This window comes from Actinomycetota bacterium (genome assembly GCA_018830725.1).
In the GTDB taxonomy this organism is placed as follows: Bacteria; Actinomycetota; Humimicrobiia; order JAHJRV01; family JAHJRV01; genus JAHJRV01.
In genome coordinates this window covers 1-4,005 of sequence record JAHJRV010000126.1, presented here as the reverse complement: position 1 = coordinate 4,005, position 4,005 = coordinate 1, and the positions used below count along the sequence as shown (strand labels likewise).

Sequence of the window (4,005 nt, the reverse complement as noted above, 5' to 3'; positions counted from 1 at the left end):
TGCTTATTGGATGAGTGGTGCTGGAGGTCCTTTATGGGATGTAGGTTTAAGCGATAATCGAGGATTTGCCTGTTATAGAACTAATATAAAATTAGAAGATGGCAATACATATTCTAAAGTTCTTGAAACACATCCTCAATGGGTTAACGATGGTTGGATATCGGGAGCATATCCCAATCTTTCTAGTACAATTACGATACCAGATGGGGCGAAATTTACAGCTAAAGTAGGTTTTATAAAAGGTGTAACAGCAACAGATGGTGTATATTTTCGTATAAGATTTTATGATGGCTCAACATGGTATTACATTACAAGCTATTCTGGTACTCATGCTACAAATGACGGAGGATTAAATAATTTTAATATTGATCTTAGTTCAATTGTTGGAAAAACTGGACAGGTTTTCCTTCAAGTAGCAGCAGCTGGTACTTCTACACAAGACTGGGCAGTTTGGGTAAACCCACAAATAACAAACTAAGAAACAGTAAAATGTAAATCAAAAAATAAAATGGTAAAAGAGGTGGAATCAATCCACCTCTTTTTATTTAATTGAACAGTGAAAAATGAATTAAAATAGAAAGAATAATAAACAACTTTATTGATTAGCATTTAACATCTTGACATTTATACTTTTTTACTTTAATATTATATCTGGTGATAAAAAATGAAGAAAATGACAATATATTTTCCAGATGAACTACATAAAAAGATAAAGATCATAGCTACTTTAGAGGATAGGAGCATGAAGGATTTAATAATTAAAGCTGTTAAAAAAGAAATAAAAAAATGGGAAAAAACTAAAAGTGAAACCATATTTACTGTGTTTCAAAAATAATTAAAAAATATTAGAATATTATATGAGGAGGAAGAATGAACAATAAAAAGAAAATTTATAATGTAAAAAAATTTAGAGGTAAATGGATTGCATGGTATGAAGGCAAGATAATAGCCTCTGGTAAAACAATAGACGAAGTGGAGAAGAAGGTTAGAAATAAAAAAGGGAAAGTAACGTATGAAATAATACCAAAAAGAGGTTATGAAAATCTTATTGTATAGAATAAAAATAATTTTAATAACTAAATTGTAGATTATTATAAGGGGTGAATAAAACCCCTTATTTTATTTAATATTAAGGAAGGAGAATGTATGGTTGAATATAGATTTCCTTATAAATTAAGAGATGGAAAAACATTTCCTATGATACCAGTTTCTGTAGGTTATGGTAGAAAAAGATGGGATATATATGCCCTATTAGATAGTGGAGCAAGTATATCTCTATTTACAAGAGAGTTGGGAGAAAAAATAGGTTTAGATATTGAAAAAGGAATTAAAGATGATCTTGGTGGTATAGGAAATGGTATGGTTGTATATAAACACAAAATAAATCTGAAAGTAAGAGATGAAATATTTAAAATAGAAGCAGCTTTTTCTAAAGAAAGATTCTTTGATATTAACATAATAGGTAGAAAAGGTGTTTTTAATAAAATGAATATTACATTTATTTGTGACAAAGAAATAATACTAGATATTATTTAATTTGGAATTTGTCAAATAAATGATAAGAAAATAACTTCTTTAAATGAATAAAATTCAATAAAATAGCTCCAAAATCATTTTAATACCTTAATTTAACATAAGTAAATTAATGGGATATAAAAGAATATGTGGAACAGCTGAATGGTGATTTAGAAAGATGAAAAAGAATTAAAAAAAATTGTTTTTTATATTTTAAAATAATAATTAGTTCAGGTAATTTGAATTTGTAAGTAATTTTATATTATAAATTGTTAGAAATTTGTTGACATATGTATTATTACATAATATAATAACTAATAATAAGTCATAATTACTTATATTAATACATTTTAAAATTAAAATTACTTGTATTATTGCATTTCATTATATAAAGAACAAGAATAAAATATGAAAAAAATTGTAATAGTTGACAACGATTTTAATATTCAGAATTTAGCAAGGAAACTATCAAATAAAGATTTTGACATATTTCCAATAGCAAATATCGAAGCAACCAAACCTTTGGTTAAGAAATATAATCCTGATTATGTCTTGTTAAATGAGGAATTAGAAGGTTCATATAAATTGACTAAATGGATTAGAAGAAAATCTAAAGCAAATTTATTTATCTTATCTAAAGATCCAGATCAAAATGAATATAAAAAATGGAAATGTAAGGGTGTTTTAAAACATCCTGTTACAGAAGAATCTTTAAAAAATCTTTTATTTAGTGAATCACCTTTTTTAAAAGACGATTATAAGGAACAGTTAGAAGACAGACATTCTATTGAAGAAATAAAACTAAAAAAGCCTGTTATTTCACAATATGATTATAATAGTAAATTTTGGGGTAAAGAGAAAAGAAGTCATATTGATAAAAAATTTTTAAAAAGAGAGTTTAATTTTAAAGACAGATTTTCTAATAGAGATTTAAAAAAGGATTTATTTAATATGGGCAAGAAAGATTTAAATAATGAAGAGACCGGATATAAGATTTTGGTTCAAAATGTAATTTCCATTTACTCAGCACAGGGAGGAGTGGGAAGAACATCAACAGCTATTCACTTAGCTAAACTTTTAAATAAATTAGGGGTTCTATTAATTGATTTAAACTTTGCAGAAGGTCCAAGTGATATCTCTCTATATTTACAACTTCCTAAGCTGCCTCACCTGAGCAAATTCATATCAAATCAGGATTCTCCCAGAAAAGCATTTAATGATACTATTATTAATGTAAAAAAGCATAATTTTGATATTATACAAACTCCTCCAACATTAAGACAAAGCGATCAATTTGATGCAACGACTCTTATGAACCTGATTGAGATAGCAAAGCGTAGATATGGAATAATAATTGCTGATTTGCCTGATAATTATGATGATATAACATTGGAGATGTTAAATTTATCGAGCTCTGTTATTTTAATGGTTACACTTGAACTTGGAGCAGCAGCAAGACTGAAAGAGATTTATCATTTATTAGATCCCAAGCAGAGGATATTTTTATTGATAAATAAATATTCTAAAAAAAGTTCAGTAACACAAAGAGATATATCTGAATATTTAGATCTTCCTATAGCCGGGATAATTGAAGATGATCCCGGATTATTAAGAAGAATGGAAAAAGGGAATTTATCATTTGATGACAATACAATTTTTGGGGGTGCTTTAAAGGAGATCACAGAAAAAATATTGGATTACAATTTGGGTCAAACATAAAAGGAGATTAATAATGAGAAATAGGAAATTTAAAGATAAAACTAATGAATTAAATGAGGAAGTATTAAGAGAAATTGAAGATGATTTTGAAGCAAGAACAGAGGGATTAGAAAAACCAGCAATTCTTTATACTATAGAAGAAGCGAGTGGGATTTTAGGAATAAGTGAGAAGGAAATAATAAGATTTATTCACCTTAAAAGATTGCCATCAATTAGAGTGGGAAAATTCATAAGATTAAAAAAAGAAGACATTGACGGATTCTTTGAAAGAATTGGTTCAGAGAAGGATGTTTTAGGAGCTCCAATTCTTTATACAGCAGAACAAGTAGCAAGAGTACTACAGCTTACTGTAGATAATGTTTGGAAACTTTTAAAATCTGGACAATTAAAAGGATTCCAACTAAGAAATGGAATCAGGAGCCCGTGGAGAATCAGAAAAGAAGATTTGTGAAAGCGCATCCATGCCAATGGCTGTAACAGTTTTAGTAGAAGCTCCAGATAGATCTTTGGTGCCTGTAAATGATGCAACAGTTTCATTCAAATGTATTAACGAAGTCTGCGATCTCGGAAGCACAGAGAAAAAAGATGGAAGAATCTTCACAGCAGTGCCTGCTTGCATAAACGGATTACTAATAGCAAAGAAAGAAGGAATGTATCAAGGAAAAGAATTCGTAGATTCTAATGAGCCAGGGAGCGCAACTGTAATTATGGATTTCTTATATGACTTGGACTTAGACGTAAAAATCTTGCAAAGTGGAATCGAAAGATCAC

General features: G+C 28.4%; 7 protein-coding genes. All 7 read left to right on the top strand.

What is annotated here, in order from left to right; all coding sequences use genetic code 11:
- The coding region (locus KKC53_06055; GenBank protein ID MBU2598713.1) for a hypothetical protein at positions 1 to 478 on the top strand (478 nt) is incomplete at its 5' end.
- Between the two features lie 186 nt (positions 479 to 664).
- A complete protein-coding gene (locus KKC53_06050; GenBank protein ID MBU2598712.1) occupies positions 665 to 835 on the top strand; it encodes a hypothetical protein in 171 nt (56 codons plus the stop codon).
- Positions 836 to 870: 35 nt separating this feature from the next.
- On the top strand, positions 871 to 1,056 hold the full coding sequence (locus KKC53_06045; GenBank protein ID MBU2598711.1) for a hypothetical protein: 186 nt from the start codon (positions 871 to 873) through the stop codon (positions 1,054 to 1,056).
- Between the two features lie 90 nt (positions 1,057 to 1,146).
- On the top strand, positions 1,147 to 1,536 hold the full coding sequence (locus KKC53_06040) for a retropepsin-like domain-containing protein (protein ID MBU2598710.1): 390 nt from the start codon (positions 1,147 to 1,149) through the stop codon (positions 1,534 to 1,536).
- Positions 1,537 to 1,923: 387 nt separating this feature from the next.
- A complete protein-coding gene (locus tag KKC53_06035; GenBank protein ID MBU2598709.1) occupies positions 1,924 to 3,234 on the top strand; it encodes an AAA family ATPase in 1,311 nt (436 codons plus the stop codon).
- Positions 3,235 to 3,247: 13 nt separating this feature from the next.
- Positions 3,248 to 3,685 carry a helix-turn-helix domain-containing protein gene (locus tag KKC53_06030; protein MBU2598708.1) on the top strand — a complete coding sequence of 146 codons (438 nt, stop codon included), beginning with the start codon at positions 3,248 to 3,250 and terminating at the stop codon, positions 3,683 to 3,685.
- The coding region (locus KKC53_06025) for a hypothetical protein (protein ID MBU2598707.1) at positions 3,642 to 4,005 on the top strand (364 nt) is incomplete at its 3' end. The genes KKC53_06030 and KKC53_06025, both read left to right, overlap by 44 nt.